We start from the raw sequence: 463 nt of genomic DNA, 5'->3' as shown, positions 1-463 counted from the left end.
CGGTAACGAATGAGGAGGCTTTCGATCAGCAGGATGATGCACTTGAACGCGAACAGCAAACTGTCGCCCGCGATGCCCTAGCGATTAAGGGCCTCGGGCAGTTCGAGCGCTTCAAGGCGGCGAATGCCCTGCGTCAACTGCTCGAAAATTGGCATGTCTCCGATGTCCATATCAATCTTGCCAGAGGCAGTAAAGATGCGATTGGGGAATCAAATCATCTCTCAGTGACCGGCGATAACCTCCAGCGCGTTGCGCGCAATCTGTTTGAGAACGACCCGGAGCGCTTTGCCAAGATCGTCTCGGTGATGCAGCATCGCGTTCCCGGTATCAGCGATGTCGAGCCAGTCTTGACGCAAGATGGTCGTCTCATCTTGTGTTTTCAGGATGAGCAATTTACCGATCCTTTTATTGATCGCTATGTCTCCGATGGCACGATCAAGCTGTTTGCGTATCTGGTCTTACT

Annotated in this window: 1 protein-coding gene; it reads left to right on the top strand. The window is 52.7% G+C overall.

Going from position 1 to position 463, the window contains the following annotated elements; all coding sequences use genetic code 11:
- Positions 1 to 463: AAA family ATPase (locus CKO41_RS18440; protein ID WP_420826498.1), on the top strand; the 463-nt coding region annotated here is incomplete at both ends.

Origin of the sequence: Thiococcus pfennigii (assembly GCF_016583835.1) — a bacterium.
In the GTDB taxonomy this organism is placed as follows: domain Bacteria; phylum Pseudomonadota; class Gammaproteobacteria; order Chromatiales; family Chromatiaceae; genus Thiococcus; species Thiococcus pfennigii.
The sequence above is the reverse complement of the archived record's forward strand: the minus strand, read 5'-3'. Positions and strand labels throughout refer to the sequence as shown.